Raw genomic sequence first — 15,053 nt, 5'->3', positions numbered from 1 at the left:
AAATTTGATTTAGTATATTTAATATAACAATGATTACTCTTACTCTGGTATCTATATTACGTGATATTTTTTAATAAAAATACTCCGCTCATTCCCTTATTTTTTGGCATTGTATTTTTTTATCTTATAGTTGGGCTTGGGCCCCTTGATCCATCTAATTTAAGCTGGATTTTTGGTAGATTTGACCCTCCTCAGCACTATTTGGGGTGGGTCTTTTATCGTTATGCGCCATGGACTTTTCCAATTGGCTTGAGCCCGAATTTTGGAATGGACATAAGCAGTTCGATTGTATATACCGACTCGCTTCCATTAATGGCCATTTTTTTTAAATTATTCTCACCAATATTACCTCAGGTATTTCAGTATTTTGGTATTTGGCTATTAGTTTGTTTTCTGCTGCAAGCCTGGTTTTCTTGGAAAATTATTTCTCTCATCTCCAATAATTTCTGGGTAAATTTTTTTGGCACTGGACTATTATCTTTTTCACCGCCAATGTTTTGGAGGTTATATACCCCCTCAGGAACGCAGGCAAGTTTAGTAGCCCATTTTTTAATCTTAGCCGCCCTATTTTTGCTGCTAAGAAAATCGCAAGAAAGACGTATTTTTTCTTGGACACTATTACTTTCTGTCGCTGTTCTAACGCATTTCTATTTATTTGCCATAGTTAGTTTTTTATGGATATCTGACTTACTAGATCGTTCAATTAGTCAAAAAGTGATGCCCTATCGAAAGCTTTTTTATGAGTTATTTTTAGTTAGTGGGGTGTTATTACTATGTACTTGGCAAGTTGGCTATTTCTCAATTATGGGCTCTTCAGGTATCGATTCAGGATATGGCTTCTTCAAGCTTAATGTCTTGGGTCCAATTGACCCAAGTGGCTGGTCTTATTTATTGCCGAATATTCCCATACCCACATCATGGGGAGAGGGATTTAATTATCTAGGTTTAGGGGCAATTTTGGTGATTGTGATCGCTTGCATATTATTAATATTCTTTTTAAAACCTAAATCTAAAGCACTTGCTCAGAAAAGTAATGTTATTCAGCTTTTTATTGATCATCGTTTTTTATGTATTTGTTTATTTTTTTTATACCTCGATGCCATTACTAATAATATTGGAATTGGTGCGCGGGTTTTCAGTTTTGAACTCCCATTATTTCTAAGTTCTCCCTTGCATATTTTGCGCTCATCTGCTCGCCTGTGGTGGCCTATTCATTATTGCCTTATTATTTTTTCAATTTACCTTATTTGCAAAGTCAGCTCCACCCGTATTGCAATTGTCATATTAACAGGAGCCCTAGTATTGCAAGTAGTCGATACAAAACAGGGATGGGCACTAGTTCACAAAGAACTTGCACAAGATACTTATGCGGGAATTTTCGCTCCAGACTTAAAAAATCCATTTTGGCAATCAGCTGCCCAACATTATAAAAAAATTATTCGCATACCGGCGATGACGCAAAGCTCGAAATGGGTTCAATTTGCATGGCTGGCATCAGAATATGGCATGAAAACAAATTCTGTATATTTTGCTAGGGTAGACAATCGTAAAATAGCGAAAGCTAATCAAGCTCTAAAAGCAGTTATTACGCAAGGTGAATATGATCCTAACGCGCTCTATGTTTTTGAAGATCGCTTCCTCATTCCCATTTTGGCAACCCGGGGGCCAAACGATATAATCGCTAAGGTAGATGGTTTTTTAATCCTAGCGCCTGGCTGGAAAACCTGCAAATCATGTGTCCCAGTAGCGCCCGAGGATTGGATAAATAATGATCAACTACCAAATCCTAGTAATAATGCGATTGGCTTTTCAAATCAAAAAAAGGATAAAGACTTAGTTTTTTATTTAGAAAATGGCTGGAGTTGGCAAGAGGATTGGGGAACGTGGTCTGATGGTAAAGCTGCCACACTCAATATACCTTGGCCCAAAAAAACTCCCCATTCAATTACGCTTAATTTCAAAACATTTCTTGACCCCAATAAACATCCGAGTCAAACCATTGATATTTGGATTAATGGTTTCTTTGATCGCCAAATAGAGATTCGACAATATGAAAATAACTTTTTGACGCTGCCGCTATCCAAAAAAATAATAGAGGATCCATACCTCAAGCTGGAATTTAGATTTAAAAATCCAGTAGTACCAAATGACTTGGTACCCGAGAATAAAGATAAACGAACGCTTGGAATTGGGTTGATCTCAGCGCAATTTAAATAGCCGAACGTAACTCATTGTATTCTGATTATCAAAGCATGGATATACAGCTTTAATCTCTTGCAAATCCATCTTAAGTCACAATCATGCTATTTTTACTACTAGCATACGATGCAATCGTCGCATACCTAACTTCAGAGCCTTTCAAGCTATAAATCCCATGACCATTAAAGTCGATACCGGCCTGCATCAAATCTGCATCTTCATTCGTATCTAGATATTCACGTAGGGTTTTAGTGAACATGCCTGGACCAGTCAAACTGAGAATCGCATTCTTAGGAACTGCAAATGATTTCTCTTTAAAGAAGGGGTAGTACTCACAAATATTTTCTAAAAGAAGATGCAAGAAAGCATGCTCCTTAGCAAACCCCATACCCCACTGTAAAACATATTTTTCGGGATGAAGCATTCTACGCATGGCATTCGGCTTGGGAATCACCACACAATCATGCGCTTCATACGATATCAATCCCGTGGCGCTTGCACTGCATAAAGATGCAATCGATACTGCGCAGCCCTTACTGATATCGAAATAAAAACCACCTCGCTCAAAAAGAATACAGTAGCGAAAAATATCAGCCAACATGGGTCCAAACTTAGCGCCTTTAAAGATTGGGTAGATAGGATGTTTTCCCCACACCTCTTCCATATAATTTTCTAAGCGTTCTTTAGCAAAAAATTGGAACTGCAGATCGGGATTTAAAGCGCGAAATTGTTGGATTTCGGCAAAATGGGTTTTACCAAAATAATTGACTTCCCAAGTTTGATAAACAATAGGGGGAATTTTTAATAATGAAGAAGGGCTTTTTGCCTCACAGTCCCCAAGCGTCTGCATTGGCCTCTCGCCAATTAGCTTCCATTTTTTCTTAATTGCTGTCAGCATTCTCATCAATCGCTTGTTGATAAACCGCTTGGTATTGCTTAGCTATAACAGGGTAACTGAATAAGTCTACCGCCCTTTGTCGTGATGCGTAACGAAGCTTAGCAGAGTCTTGCTGATTCTCTAATATCCACTGAATGCCAAAGGCTAGCTCTTCTGTATCAAAAGGTTTGGCTAAATACCCCGTGACTTTGTGATCAACCACATCCACCAAGCCTGTACTTGCAAATGCTGCTACAGGTAAGCCACAAGCTAATGCCTCACTCGCCGTTTGTCCGAATGACTCTTGCCGAGAAGGTACAACCATCACATCAGCTGCACTATAAAGTAATTGCAGTAATGCATCGTCTTGCACATGACCAAAATAATGACTCGGAATTCCATAGGGGTTAATCTCGCCTTCCGGTGCCTCTTGCCCAAATACCAATAACTGCAAATCCGGAGTGGCTGTCTTAAGTGCTGCTAATGCTTGCAAGAGCAAGTCAAAGCCTTTACGGGGATCGGCCTCGCCCCCTAGAGCGCCAAACAAAAGCATTGGCACATCAATCGGTAAGCCTAATTTTTGTCGTGCATATACCAGTTTTAGGGGTTGCCATTGATCGGTATCAATGGGATTTGCAATTGGCGTAACCGGCCAATCCTTCATGAGCGCGCTCTCAGAAATGCACTGTGCCAACCAATGACTCGGTGTCACCATCTGAATGGGCTTAGTCCAATACTGTTGTTTACGCAGCCAAGCCCAACGATTTAAATCCAGTCCTGATTCATTTGGCGGTCGATTCAAGGCGTGATAGCCATCTCGCCACCGCCTATTTTCTGAGTAATGCTCAGTGCCGCTAAAGCCCCACATATCATGCATGGTCCAAATGAGGGGCTTGGTAATTAGGCTAATGTCTTTAATGGACATCATTTCACCATTAATCCAATGTAAATGAGCAACATCAAAATTCGAATTATTAATCTCCTGTGCCACATCAGTTGGCATCACAGCTAAGGAGTGATATTCGGGTGGTGAAGTACGTAAAGTCTTGGCCAAGATCTGCGCAAAACCCGAATTAAATTTGTTTTTAAGCTTTGGTAGTGTGCCCTTAGGTTCTTGAATGGTCGCATCCTGTAGCACTTTTTGATTGACTCGCAAAATCGAATCAATACCTTGCTCGCGTACAGCACAGTGAATACGATAGGCCGCGCGCGCAGCGCCGCCAACCGTATCTGAATGATTTAAAGCCATCACTTTCATGCTGACTCACCCTTACCCAGCAAGTGTTGGATGGTTTTTTTTAAAGGGCGTAATTGACGTCTTAGATAACCCCACCAATGGATACCATGAATTCGCTTAAACATGAGGCGATCAACCTGCCAATCTGCTTGCAAGTGCTGGGGGTGAATCAATGGAAAAGATAAGTCACTTGGAATCGATTCAATTAGGCAAGCAGGTTTAGTGGCAGAGGTATGGGTAGCCTCCATGCCATAACCTAAATTATCCGTTAAATTGTTTGCAGGAATAATACTTTTCATACCAGTAGACCAGCAGGCAAAAAGCCATTGGTAATCCCACGTATCTTGTTTGCCCTGATAAACACGGTCTAGCGCATCTTGCCAATAACGCATCACTAACGCATTACCATGAAACAGTTGCTGCATCTGACTGCTAGCAAGCCAATTTGGATAAGTTGACATGGTGAGATCATATTTCTGCCAAGCACGTCGCCAGGTAGCCCAACCCCAAATAAGGGGAATGGCAGTGACAAAATAACTTGCTAGATTATTTTGGCCAAGGTTGTCTGGGCGCACTCTTTTTGAAACCAAATTGGATCCAGTAATCATGCCAATCGTTGGGTCATCCCGATATCGCTCTAGCATCTCATCGCAAAAGGTGAAAAAGCTGGGCATCGGCAATACATCGTCTTCCAAAATAATGCCCTCGATCTCGTTTTGAAAGAACCAATCAATCCCACTAGAAACACCGAGCTTACAGCCCAGATTTTTATCACGAAAAAGGGTTTGAACTTCACAAGGCCAATCGATTGCCGTAGCAATGCTACGTGCTTGAGCACAACGTTCCTCTTCATCAGGCCTTCCAGAACGCGGCCCATCAGCAGATATATAGAGCTTAGGGGGCTTGGCTTGGCGAATCGCCGCAAAGACCTGGTCCGTGGTTTCTGGGCGATTAAAAATCAGAAATAGTACGGGGCTTTTCACAACATAGCCCAATGCAAGCATGAATGTAGGGATGGATAACGGGATTGATACCGCAAGTGCTGGGGATAAACCAGTCTTAGGCGATAGAAATATGCTTTAAAATTAACCATTTAACGCTATTTTACCTTTTAGAGTGCACAGCGCCAATCTCAATTGACCTCAGCCGAAAAACTTCCTCAACTCCTTATCCGCCTCTGGGAGCACTTTAGCCCTAAGCGCAAGCAGCAATTTACTTGGCTACTGATTTTGATGGTCGTAGTTTCCTTTGCTGAGGTGGTGAGTCTTGGGGCGATCGTGCCCTTTTTAGCTGCCCTAACCAATCCCCAGCAAGTATTTGAGCTGCCCATAGCTCAATCCTTTATTCGTCTACTGCATCTACAGTCACAAAATGACCTGTTATTGCCATTAACTTTACTTTTTGGATTAACCGCAATTGTGGCAGGCGTGATGCGTCTGGTTTTACTCAAAGTGAGCTTGCGACTTTCTTTTGCTACTGGTGCTGATATTGGCTATAGCATTTATCGTAAAACCTTATTTCAACCCTACATCACTCACCTGTCGCGTAATACCAGTGAAATTATTGATGGGGTTACCGGCAAGACCACCATCGTCACAGACGGCATCATCATGTCGGCGCTCTATGTTTTGAGTTCGCTCATTATGCTGGTCTTAATGGTTACCGCCCTACTGATCATTGCGCCAATTCCCTCATTAGCTGCATTTGCTATTTTTGGTTTGATGTATGTCATCACCATGAAGGTGACGCGCAAGAAGCTGATGAATAACAGCAAAGACATCACAATAGAATCGGCGCGAGTTATTAAATCTTTACAAGAAGGTCTTGGGGGTATCCGCGATATTTTGATCGATGGGTCGCAAGACGCCTATTGCCAGGTTTACCAAAAATCCGATGCAATTTTACGTAAAGCCTACGCAACCAGTTCATTTATTAGTATTAGCCCACGCTTTGTCACTGAAGCCCTAGGGATGCTGCTGATTGCCTTATTAGCCTTTGCCCTTTCTAAGCAATCTAACTCGATTAATCAGGCTATTCCGATTGTTGGCGCCTTAGCGCTTGCTTCGCAACGCTTACTGCCAGTCATGCAATTAGCCTATAGCGCCTGGACTGCAATTCTGAGAAATCAATTTTCTCTTAAAGATACCTTAGACTTTTTAGATCAGCCCTTGCCTGAATATGCCGGTCAAGTCCGCGTTCCGCCAATTCCATTCCAACATCAAATTGATCTAAAGCATGTGTCTTTTCGTTACCGCGATAACGCCCCGCTCATTTTGGATCAACTCAGCCTTTCTATTCCAAAAGGTAGCCGTGTTGGATTTATTGGCACCACTGGCGCTGGCAAAAGTACCTTACTCGATATTTTAATGGCCCTACTGCAGCCGACTTCAGGCAGGCTCGAAATTGATAGCCAAACGATTACGGACGCTAATCACCGCGCTTGGCAAATGCATATTGCCCATGTGCCGCAAAGCATTTATCTTGCCGACTCTACGATTGCAGAAAATATTGCTTTTGGCGTACCACCTGATGAAATCGATCATGCCCGAGTAAAAGAAGCCGCTCACAAAGCCCAAATGGCCGCAACTATTGAAGCCTTACCCCAAGGCTATCAAACCTTGGTGGGTGAGCGTGGCACCCGCCTCTCAGGTGGGCAACGCCAACGTATTGGGATTGCTAGGGCGCTCTATAAAAATGCAGATGTACTGATATTAGATGAGGCAACGAGCGCACTCGATAATGAAACTGAAATTGCGGTAATGGACTCAATTCAGCACCTTGGCCCAGATTACACCGTACTCATCATTGCACACCGCTTAACTACACTCAAAGACTGTTCACTCATTGTGAAGTTGGATAAAGGGCGGATTGAGGCGGTTGGTAGCTACGAGGCGATTGCGGCGCCCTTAATTTAGAATATCTAAGCCCATGAAACTAGTTAAGTTATTTTGAACTTAGCGGAAATTGCCTGAATAAACGAAATCATTAATAAAATATATGCGCCGACAATCGTAACGGCAAAAACTCTTAAGCCATCAATGGTTATAAAAATTGAAAAATATGCAAGGCTCAGAGAGCAAATTGCTGCAATCGCGAAATAATAATTTCGTCGATATATAAAAAAGCCAGTAGTAATGGCGTAAAAAAGCAAAAATGGAATTCCTGGAGTCAACCAAAAACCTGCAATATTACTTTGATATCTTTCTATAAAGAACCCCAGCCCTTTATTAAAAATAAAATCTACCCTGCTTATTAATTCATAGTTAAAAATTAAATACCAAAATGCTAAAAAAATACGTGCAATTAAAATTCCTAAAATACTGGCAATAGCCAAGCCAGCCCTTAATTTCTTCTCAATAAATGGGGCAAATAGAAAGAGCATGGTTATCCCGCATGCCCCTAATAAGGCCATTGAAAAATGTGAAAGGCCAGCGAGACAGATACACATTAATACATAAATTGATTTGCGTGAAAACGCCGCTATTCCTAAAAATAAAATTGTCAATGGGTCAGGAAAACCTAAAATATAAAATTCTAAATACTGAAAGGTCGAAGCAAAAAGTAAGGTAAAAATAATTGCTTGAACCCTATTTTTAAGCATTTTTAGGCAGCACCATGTAAAAACTGGCAAAATTAAACAAGTCAAAATAGCACAAAGATACTTATAGGCTAATAAAGAATTGCTGACCTTAATAAGGCGGGCAATCAAGGGCAATAATATGGATTCAGCATAATATGCAGAATTAGCCTGAAAAATGGTTCTAGAAAAATCCACAAACCATCCATAAGAATTACTATATAAATCAGTTGATAACCAAGGATTTTGAAAAAATAAAAAGAGGCTTAGCGCACAACTCAAGCCAATAATCATTACATTTGCGCCTCTAGTAGTCATTAGCAGCTTTAGTGGTCATCGCTCTAGCGCAATACTGACTGCTGAAAAAAAGAAGTGAAACTTGGTAATGAATAATTCATTAAAAATATCATCAACATAAGACAAATAAAACAAACTAATATCAACGGTTTTTCTCGCCATAATTTTTCTGGTGCCTGGGCTGAACCATCGTTTTTGAATGCTAAATTGAGATACATAGCCATAATTAAAGCTATCACGGGGAAAGAGAGGATTAACTCTAGTTTGTATCGCATCACAAAAGCCCCAAAAAATAGCATCGATGAAGCGGCATAAAACATGATTGATACTAATAAATTTTGTTCTGTGTAAAAGGCAAATGATTTTCTATACTGTTTAGCCGAAATACTTTTAGAAATATCTCGCATTTCTGCAAAACGCTTAATTGCCATTAAATAGCAGCCAATCATCCAATATGAAATGAGTAGAGAAGTGGGCGGAACAAAGGGTGGAGACACCATAAACCAACCAGCTAAAAATCGAATTGGATTATTAATTGCTTCAACTAAAACATCAATGTATGAAATATCTTTTGCACGTATGGGAGCAATATTATAAATACATCCCATTAGCCATAATGCAGCTAAAACATAAACTAAATTTCTTGATACCAAAGAAGCTAAAGCTAACCCAACAATCATTAATGCTATCCATTGTAAATAAGCAAGTTTGATGTTTACTTGCCCGGACGGAGTTGGACGATTTTTTTTTGTAGGATGAAGCGCATCAAACGGAGCATCCAACACTTCATTAATAACATAATTACTTGAGGCAATTAAACCGCTAGCAAATAAGCCGATTAAAATATCATTTATAAGGCCGAAATTGATACCTTGCGGATAGAGGCTTAATGCCACTAAAATTCCAGGCAATATAAAGACGTTTTTAATCCAATGATCAAAGCGGCAAATTTGAAGATGCCCTTTGATTAATTTGGACCTTGCCTGAAATTTGATCTCTGATTCCATATTCTTTTAGTATATTGTCTTATAGCAGCAGGTAGACTTAATTTATTAAAAACAGCTTATTTTCCCAAATTTCGATCCAATACATGCGATTAAATTTAACCCAAATTCTCCATCCTAAACTGATGCGGGTTTCAGTCAGTCTATTTTTGGCAATTACATTTATTTTATTAACCTACTTACCCTTAATACTGCATGGCGGAATTATTGTTGATGATTGGGGTGATATTGCCCATAATTTGACGTGCGCAAATTTTAGTGACTGTTACTTATCTTGGTTCCCTCTATTTTCAAATCGTCCACTTGCGCCACTTCCAATAACTACGCTAACCTTTCTTTTTGAAACGAACTTCAGTGCTTATTTAATTTGCAATACAGCCATCTATTTAGCAGCAATTTACCTATTTGCAAGCGTAATAAAAAAAATAGTAACTTACGAAGCGGCGCTTATTTTCTTTCTGTTAGCGTCAATTCCTATGATTGCGATGCCACTAGTGAGCTCTCCAATCAATCAATCTACTGCAACGGTCTCTTTTCTTTATTGGGCCATCTCATTATGGCTTTTATATCAAGGAACCCATAAAAAATTATGGATATTCTTTTGTGCTTCGTACTTTTTTTTATTACTCAGTTTTTTAACCTATGAAATTATTTTGCCCCTAATTTTAATAAATGCCTTGTTACCATGGATCATTTTTGGCGATGGGCAGCAAAAAACTGCGTGGTTTAAATATTTTATAAAGTTTATTTTACCAATTCTAGTCATTTTATTAATTGTTACTTTATGGCAAAAGGAATTTGCCCCAAGATTTATGGATGTTGACTCAAGACTTAAGTTTATTCCAAGCCATTCCTTAGCAAAATTACATACCTGGTTACATGTATTTTTTATGCAAATTCCCAATCTTTTTCTTAAAACTAAGGATTTTTTTACTGCATACTCTCTTTTGACAGCGCTTACCTTAGTTTTTTGCCTATTATCTAGCTCATTTTCTAGGCCGCTAGCTAGTATTACCAATAGTCGTAATCAGCGTTTCTTTCTAGTTTGCTGTCTAAGCTTTTTTGCTTCTGTTTTAATTTTTATACTTTCAGATGAATCGGCTGTTTCTTGGGGCTATCAAGCGCGGGGTCTTTCCTCAACCTGGTTTACTTTCGCACTATTTTGGGCCTCCGCTTCATCTATTACAAAGAAATTGCGTTTTATCTATTTAATCCTCTTGAGTATCTTTTGCTTTCTTAGCTCCTTATCTTTTTCTGCTCAAAGAGATGGCTATATTGAAAGCTGGAAAATACAAAAAATTATTATTAATGACGTCCTACACAAACTTAATACTCAAGTTACTAAACCAAATCTGATTGTATTTGGTGATGTGCCTAAATTTCTTAACTTAAATTACAACGATGAAATTGTTTTTAGCCAATCTTGGGATTTTGGGGATGCCCTCAGAATCTACAATCCCCAACTAATAGCGGGTGGAGCAGTTATAGACTCAAGAAAAAAAGATTTTCATAATATACAATTTACGAATGAATATATATTACTAGATGGCTGGTGGAAGAATGATGCAAATAACATCTGGTTTTATGATTTTGATCCCATTAGCAAACAAGGTAAGTTATTTAAGATAGAAGATCTTCCACACCTTAAAAAATATCTTCAATTTCTAGGTGCGCCTGGCGCTTTAAACTAAATTTGAGGTTTATTTTTAAGCACTCAACTTAAAACGCTATACTTAGCTAAGCCTTAATTTAGTAAAACTGCTGGGGTTTAATCTTATGCAATATCCTAAAATTAGTATTGTTACCCCCTGCTTCAATGCCGCAAATTTGATCGATGAAACACTCGATTCTGTTCTTGGCCAAGGTTACCCTAATTTAGAATACATCGTGATTGACGGAGGTAGCTCTGATGGTACTGCAGAAAAAATTCAAAAACGCTATTCGAAACTTGCATTTTTTACTAGTGAAAAAGATTTAGGCCAATATGATGCTATTAATAAAGGTTTTAAAAAAGCAACTGGTGATATTCTCGCGTGGCTAAATGCTGATGATTTATTATTACCTAAATCACTATTTACTGTTGCTGATATTTTTATACAATTCCCTCAAGTTGATTGGATTTCTTCACTTCAGCCTGCTTCCTGGGATGCAAATGGGCGCTTAGCTAAAATTGATCTTCTTCCTGGATTTAGCAGAGAGGCATTTCTTGACGGGCTTTATTTACCAACAACTACTAAAAAGGGTTACTGGCTACAACAAGAATCTACCTTTTGGAGAAAGACATTATGGGAAAAAGTTGGTAATAAAATTAGCGCACATCAATTAGCAGGCGATTTTTCTCTTTGGTGCGAATTTTATAAACATGCTGAGTTGTACGGGGTAGATTACCCACTAGGCGGATTTAGAACAATTGAGGGGCAACGTAGTGAGGATATTAATCAATATATGTTTGAAGCTAACTCTGACTTGCAGAGCTTAAGAGAACATTTTAAATGGGATATAAATTTGAAAAATTGGTTACGATTTAATCCTCTTAACTCCCTGCCAGCTATTGCTAATTTTAATACGAATAATTTTGGTTATTTTGGGCACAGAATTACCAATGACAATACCAAAATTAAATCCTCACGCTGGCAATTAAATGAATATCGATTTTTACCCTAAAATTTATGTCTAATTTTTTAAATCAAAATTTTTATAAAGAATATTTTTGGTCATTTTTTATATTTAGCTTGTTTTCAGTCTCTTTTTTTATTTCTGCCCTAGTACCATCGTTTCAATCTCCCGATGAAAACGATCATGTTAAACGGGCATATTTGCTTAGTCGGGGTCAGATTTTGGTCGAAACCCCGCTAAATGGCTCATCAGGCGGTTTGATTGACTCAGGCTTGCTTAGTTATATGCAAGCCTATGAAATACTTAATTTTAAGGCAGCCAGAAAACTGTCGGCTGATGAAATTTATGATGCCAATCAAATTCAATGGTCAGGAACACATTCATTTTCTCCTACGCATGGAATTAGTTATAACTTCCCATTAGTTTATACGCCCCAAGCTATTGCAATATCAATTGGGAAATATGCTAATTTTTCAATCAGTAATTCATATTTATTGGCACGTTTTTTTGCCCTTGCTTTTTCTTGTCTTATTCTTCTATGGGCTTTTAGAATTCACCCCCCTGATTTCTTAATAGCTAGTTTACTTATTATTCCCATGAGCTTGTTTCAATTTGGCGCAGCCAGCATTGATGGGATTTCAACTACCCTAACTACTTTAGCAATCTCTTTATTTCTTAGAATCAGCAAAGATGGCAAAAATTATCGCCAAAGTGATTTATATTTTCTCTTCATTTCTACCATTTTAATTTGCACTTGTCGTAGCCATTTATTGCCTCTACTTTTGCTTCTCTTTACGGTCTATTTTTATACCAAAGATAAGAAATGTCTTCTCTTTGGTGTTTTAGCATCCCTCATAACCCTAAGCTGGCTCATATTTGCCTTTAAAACTACGATTGACAAAAATCAACTTTCGGGTTTAGCACCGACCCTGATACTTCAATTTTATCTTTCTCACCCCATTGATTACTTCACTGTACTAATTAATACCCTCTCTGATTTTTCGATTACTAAGGCTTATTTCACATCATTTATTGGCGTATTAGGCTGGCTAGATACTAGCTTTCCAAAAGAGGCTTACCTTGTTATTGGCATTCTCTTAAGTCTGATATTCATTTCTTCTCTGTCACGTAATTTTTTTAGAGATTGGACCTTATCTAAAATTTTACTGTGTATTTGCTCATTGCTTTCATTACTGATTATCTTCACCGCACTACTGCTTACATTTACCATACACCCTGCAAAAGTAATTATGGGGGTTCAAGGTCGATACTTTTTGTTACCCCTAATTCTGCTTGCCTATGCAATCCAAGATAGCAGTCGAGCAGATGATTGCTACCAGCATAAAATGGTTAAAAATGCTGGCCTCTTTTTCTTAATCTTGCTTTTTCTTTATTCTGGCTATCAAACTGAACGCGTCTTACTAAATCGGTATTTCATTACTAGCGAAACCCCGTTGAATCGAGAGCTTAAATTTGCGCCTAGTGCTTTACCAAAAGAAGATCAAGCAATCGAATTAAATTTCCTTAAAAAGCAAACGATAAGACCAGCTAAGTTGAAAGGGATTAGTATACTTATTACTAAATTAGATACTACTGTTTTAGGCCCTTCTGAATTACAACTCATGACACAAGGAAATGAGTTGAAAAAAATTCCTTTCAATACCAGCAGCATTGTGCCAAATGCCTATACCTATTTCCCCCTTGATGAGAAAGCATATATTAGCGCGAAAATAATATCTCCCATGGGGGGTGGTATACAAGTTATGGAATCTACGATAGACAATCAGCCTGTGTATTCTTGCATCATTTATGAACTAGATGATGGGAACAGAAGATATACGGTTGGCTGTCCTTAGTTAGATAGAATTTGATTCTGATATGAACATAAAAAAAGATTGGTCCTTATGGCTTGCCGGAATTAGCCAAGCATTCATATTATATTTAATTTGGAATCATCATTTAATCATCGGCTCAGAGGCCGGTAATTTTTTTTACCCCTACATTAAATATCAACGTCGTCTTGATCTTGGTATTGCTTTAATTGCTCTAACAATCTTTTTTATTTATATCTCTAAGATTGAAGCTTTTATAAAGTCATCATCAGAGAGAAAAGAGTTATTACTAGTATTACTTACCTATTTTATAGGGCTAGCACTTGAATGCTGGATTCGTAGTCGATATCCATTTAGCTTGGCTGCAGTTATTCAAGACAAAACAGCAACTGGTTTTTATACCGCAGCACTTCAATCTTCTTTTAGCCATATTTTGCAAGAATTTTCAGAATTTGCCTCTCAATTTCCTTCGGCGCATGTACAGGCAAATATGCCGGGGAAAACTCTATTTTTTAAAATATTACAGATGTTGTTAAATTTTCCTTCTCTAATTGGTTTTTTTATTATTGCCATTTCAAACCTCACGGCAATCATTATTTTTTATATTTGCAAGGAACTCTTTCGAGATAAATTGATTGCCTGGTCTGCACTCCTTCTTTGCCTTTTTATTCCAGCAAAAATACAATTTCAGCCAATACTAAATACAGTTTCTCCTGTTCTGATCTATATGTCTTTTTTTCTAATTATTCTAAGCACAAAAAAAAGAATGAAATTATATTCCTTGATAGCGGGGATCACACTTTTCTTTCAGTTTCTTTTTGATCCCGTTCCATTCGGATTAGGTCTTATTTTTTTGGCAATTTTATTTCGACTTTGTACAGGAAATAACTTTAAAATAAAGTTCTGCAATATTATTCTATTTGTTACACTAGGTTTTTGTGGAGCAGGAATATTATTCTATGCATTAACTGGCTTTAATTTGGTTGATGGTTTTATCTATTGTCTCAAAGATGCGTCGCACTTTAATGCTAGCATGCGCCCATATTCAATTTGGGTTATTGAGAATTTAAAAGAATATGTCATTGGTGCTGGTATTGCATCTTCTACAATTCTTTTATGCAGCATCTTTAAGCTGCATAAAATGAATTGGAAATTACCTGCTGAAGGTAATGCGGGAATTATTCTTGCTTTCTTTGTCCTAACGATTCTGATCTTAAATTTTTCTGGAGCAAATCGAGGAGAGGTGACGCGATTATGGATCTTCTTAACGCCGATGCAAGCTTTACTTACTGCATTTTTTTGCAAATATAATTATGGCAAGAACGGATTTTTGAATCCCCTTGGAGCTTCCTATCTACAGGCCTCTATCTCAATAAATAGTATTGGCTTTGTTCTAGTTAGCTAATCGTCAAAT

At 38.2% G+C, this 15,053-nt stretch carries 11 protein-coding genes; 6 read left to right on the top strand and 5 right to left on the bottom strand.

Annotation, left to right across the window (positions count from 1 at the left end; all coding sequences use genetic code 11):
- Window positions 1–60 precede the first annotated feature (60 nt).
- A complete protein-coding gene (locus LZT21_RS09900; protein ID WP_233990583.1) occupies window positions 61–2,217 on the top strand; it encodes a DUF6311 domain-containing protein in 2,157 nt (718 codons plus the stop codon).
- A gap of 70 nt (window positions 2,218–2,287) precedes the next feature.
- Here the strand turns inward: LZT21_RS09900 and LZT21_RS09895 are convergent, their stop codons facing one another.
- Genes LZT21_RS09895 through LZT21_RS09885 form a run of 3 tightly spaced genes read right to left on the bottom strand, consistent with a single transcriptional unit; the run spans window position 2,288 to window position 5,296 of the window.
- Window positions 2,288–3,103, bottom strand: coding sequence for a glycosyltransferase (locus LZT21_RS09895; protein WP_233990581.1), 816 nt, complete (start codon window positions 3,101–3,103; stop codon window positions 2,288–2,290).
- The gene (locus LZT21_RS09890; RefSeq protein WP_233990579.1) at window positions 3,081–4,334 is read right to left on the bottom strand and encodes a glycosyltransferase; all 1,254 of its coding nucleotides are present in this window, start codon (window positions 4,332–4,334) and stop codon (window positions 3,081–3,083) included. Before LZT21_RS09890 ends, LZT21_RS09895 begins: the two co-directional genes overlap by 23 nt.
- Window positions 4,331–5,296, bottom strand: a complete 966-nt coding sequence (locus tag LZT21_RS09885; RefSeq protein ID WP_233990577.1) for a glycosyltransferase family 2 protein — start codon at window positions 5,294–5,296, stop codon at window positions 4,331–4,333. The genes LZT21_RS09890 and LZT21_RS09885 overlap by 4 nt, the downstream gene beginning before the upstream one ends.
- Window positions 5,297–5,449: 153 nt before the next feature.
- Here LZT21_RS09885 and LZT21_RS09880 point away from each other — a divergent pair, with 153 nt between their 5' ends.
- Entirely contained in the window at window positions 5,450–7,228 is a 1,779-nt protein-coding gene (locus LZT21_RS09880; protein WP_233990576.1) for an ABC transporter ATP-binding protein, read from the top strand.
- A gap of 23 nt (window positions 7,229–7,251) precedes the next feature.
- Here LZT21_RS09880 and LZT21_RS09875 read toward each other — a convergent pair whose 3' ends face one another.
- Window positions 7,252–8,184 carry a hypothetical protein gene (locus tag LZT21_RS09875; protein WP_233990574.1) on the bottom strand — a complete coding sequence of 311 codons (933 nt, stop codon included), beginning with the start codon at window positions 8,182–8,184 and terminating at the stop codon, window positions 7,252–7,254.
- A 47-nt stretch (window positions 8,185–8,231) separates the two neighbouring features.
- Window positions 8,232–9,194, bottom strand: coding sequence for a UbiA prenyltransferase family protein (locus LZT21_RS09870; protein ID WP_233990572.1), 963 nt, complete (start codon window positions 9,192–9,194; stop codon window positions 8,232–8,234).
- Between the two features lie 146 nt (window positions 9,195–9,340).
- On the opposite strand from LZT21_RS09870, the gene LZT21_RS09865 reads away from it, so the two are divergent.
- The 4 genes from LZT21_RS09865 to LZT21_RS09850 all read left to right on the top strand — a co-directional run bounded on the left by LZT21_RS09865 (window position 9,341) and on the right by LZT21_RS09850 (window position 15,044).
- On the top strand, window positions 9,341–10,882 hold the full coding sequence (locus LZT21_RS09865; RefSeq protein WP_233990570.1) for a hypothetical protein: 1,542 nt from the start codon (window positions 9,341–9,343) through the stop codon (window positions 10,880–10,882).
- A gap of 85 nt (window positions 10,883–10,967) precedes the next feature.
- Window positions 10,968–11,855, top strand: a complete 888-nt coding sequence (locus LZT21_RS09860) for a glycosyltransferase family 2 protein (protein ID WP_233990568.1) — start codon at window positions 10,968–10,970, stop codon at window positions 11,853–11,855.
- 5 nt (window positions 11,856–11,860) lie between these two features.
- Window positions 11,861–13,663 carry a DUF2142 domain-containing protein gene (locus LZT21_RS09855; RefSeq protein WP_233990566.1) on the top strand — a complete coding sequence of 601 codons (1,803 nt, stop codon included), beginning with the start codon at window positions 11,861–11,863 and terminating at the stop codon, window positions 13,661–13,663.
- 22 nt (window positions 13,664–13,685) lie between these two features.
- Window positions 13,686–15,044: a hypothetical protein gene (locus LZT21_RS09850; RefSeq protein ID WP_233990564.1), complete on the top strand. Its 1,359-nt coding sequence runs from the start codon at window positions 13,686–13,688 to the stop codon at window positions 15,042–15,044.
- Window positions 15,045–15,053 lie beyond the last annotated feature (9 nt).

The sequence above is a fragment of the Polynucleobacter sp. IMCC 30228 genome (assembly GCF_021395205.1).
Taxonomy (GTDB): Bacteria; Pseudomonadota; Gammaproteobacteria; order Burkholderiales; family Burkholderiaceae; genus Polynucleobacter.
Note: the sequence above shows the minus strand (reverse complement) of the source record. Positions and strands in the feature narration are given on the sequence as shown.

Bases quoted from the DNA above. Each gene is read 5' to 3' on its own strand.
- LZT21_RS09855 (WP_233990566.1), top strand. From the start codon at position 11,861: ATGTCTAATTTTTTAAATCAAAATTTTTATAAAGAATATTTTTGGTCA.
- LZT21_RS09875 (WP_233990574.1), bottom strand. From the start codon at position 8,184: ATGATTATTGGCTTGAGTTGTGCGCTAAGCCTCTTTTTATTTTTTCAA.
- LZT21_RS09870 (WP_233990572.1), bottom strand. From the start codon at position 9,194: ATGGAATCAGAGATCAAATTTCAGGCAAGGTCCAAATTAATCAAAGGG.
- LZT21_RS09890 (WP_233990579.1), bottom strand. From the start codon at position 4,334: ATGAAAGTGATGGCTTTAAATCATTCAGATACGGTTGGCGGCGCTGCG.
- LZT21_RS09895 (WP_233990581.1), bottom strand. From the start codon at position 3,103: ATGAGAATGCTGACAGCAATTAAGAAAAAATGGAAGCTAATTGGCGAG.
- LZT21_RS09850 (WP_233990564.1), top strand. From the start codon at position 13,686: ATGAACATAAAAAAAGATTGGTCCTTATGGCTTGCCGGAATTAGCCAA.
- LZT21_RS09860 (WP_233990568.1), top strand. From the start codon at position 10,968: ATGCAATATCCTAAAATTAGTATTGTTACCCCCTGCTTCAATGCCGCA.